At 36.9% G+C, this 2,047-nt stretch carries 1 protein-coding gene and 1 pseudogene; one reads left to right on the top strand and one right to left on the bottom strand.

Going from position 1 to position 2,047, the window contains the following annotated elements:
• Positions 1-773: 773 nt before the first annotated feature.
• On the top strand, positions 774-1,475 hold the full coding sequence (locus OQ268_RS17755; protein WP_265858153.1) for a hypothetical protein: 702 nt from the start codon (positions 774-776) through the stop codon (positions 1,473-1,475).
• A gap of 270 nt (positions 1,476-1,745) precedes the next feature.
• Here OQ268_RS17755 and OQ268_RS17760 read toward each other — a convergent pair.
• Positions 1,746-2,047, bottom strand: a pseudogene (locus OQ268_RS17760) (transposase); the annotation flags it as partial.

Raw genomic sequence — 2,047 nt, forward strand, 5'->3', positions numbered from 1 at the left:
GTAAGCGTTGTTTATCTCCAGAGGATTTCTCAAAATAATGAAGAGGGTTTATAGTTAGCATGAGGTTAGATCAATTTGTTTCTCGTTATTATTGCTTCGTATTGAAGGTGCAAGTTATCTCCCGCAGATTTCTCAGATTAGCGCAGATTATAAAGTAAGATGGCGACAGGTTTAAATAAATTGATTAACTATTATCATACCTCGGCATTGCAGGCGCAAGTTATCTCCCGCGGATTTTTCGGATTAGCGCAGAACTTGTAGCGTTATCCCTGCTGGGGAGATCCTTGAACCTTGGTATTTGTCACCTTTAGACATTATTGGCCTCGCCAGAAATAATAGTTAGTGGTTGGCGTGTTTTTATAGTTAATACTTACCCCACAGCGGTTAGCACAAACGATCGCAAACTTTGAGGGGTGGGCAGCTCCAAAAGCATTGCAGGTGTAACTGATTCAAACCCGAATGGTGCGGAAATACTTTTTGTGGCACTAAAAAAGCCCAGGCATTTTCATGCCTGGGCGGTTAGTTTTTTACTGCCTTTAACAAAAAGATTGCAGCGAATGCGGGACTGCTATAACAAAAGCACCACCGCCACTGATTTTCTGATGTTATTAATCTTCTACTTCTTTTGGCTTGGAAAGATAACAAGGAAGTGATCTGATATTACTTAATAACCCGATGAATCTTTGCCGGGAAATAAAAATAAAGTTGTTATTTTGAGACACAATTACACAAAGAATGTATTTTAGTAGTTGATTTAATTTGATAAACATCTCATGAAAATAACGCTTTCCTTCCTTGCCTTTCTATTTGTATTAAATATTCATGGAGCCTCGGCTCAATCGTTACTTAGTGCCGAGGAAGTTATTGAGAAGGCAATAACTGCTACAGGCGGAAAAGAATATCTGAAGTCGGTTAAGACACTTTATTCTGATTTGGCGACCGTGATGGAAGGGAGAAATGTGAATTGGATTACGAAAGAGATGATGCCGAATAAAGGATCTTTTATAATTATGTACCAAGGCCGCACAGTTTTTAGGAATTTTTACGACGGGGAGAAAGGCTATGAGATTTCTGGAAGTGAAAAAAAATTGGCTGACCAAGAGGAGTTCAGTGATAAAAAATTTCGCAAAAATATATTTAATGAGCTTGATTATCTCGATAAAAGCTTATACTCTTTAAGCCTGGAGAATGAAGAAAAGGTGGGCAGTGAAGTGTGTTATAAGGTAAAGGCAACTTGTGTAAATGGAACAGTTAGATTGCTTTATTATAGCAAGACGACATTTTATCAGCTACGCGAAGATAAGTTGACCTCGGAAAAAGCTAATTTCGATACAACTTATTTTTACAAGTATAAGAGATTTGGAAAGCTTAACTATTATTCGGAACTAACATTTGGAACTGGCGATCAGGCGCAGAGCGCTAAGCTAGTGGAATTGTTGGTTAATGAAAAGGTTAGTGACGCTGACTTCAAATAAGTGGGGTATTCTTTCAAATTTGCGTTATTGTACCGATTTACAAAATCAAATCTCATGGATTATAAGGTATGCCCTTTATGCATCCATTGCAAGGGGTAGAAGCATATTGAATTATTAATTTGTTGATGATTTAAGCTGGAAAGTTAACTGACATTATCTTCTCCCAGAAGGATAGTAGTGGAAATATGAGAAAAACCTTTTCTGGCCTAAGCGTCTTACTTATGGCTAAATATAAAAACCGAAAATCAACTTACATCATTAGTTTAACATCTACCACGCCCTCTCACCTGCAAAATCCCTAGCATTGCTATATAGGTAATGTATTGGCTCATCCACAATCTCGCATGCAAAAGGGTTGTTTTGGATATATCCCAATTTTTGGTCCATCATGTAATTATAGCATAGATCAATCGGATGGTTATCCTGTTGCCAGAACTGATAAACCCTATTATTACTATTTTTTGCACCTGCTCGTTTAAACATCCATATTATATAATCTTTTCTGCTCTCTTGTATATTTGTTTCTATATGTGCAATATTATTTTGTTTGTATATTTCTTTAAATCCCTTAC

The organism is Pedobacter sandarakinus (genome assembly GCF_026240095.1).
Classification (GTDB): domain Bacteria; phylum Bacteroidota; class Bacteroidia; order Sphingobacteriales; family Sphingobacteriaceae; genus Pedobacter; species Pedobacter sandarakinus.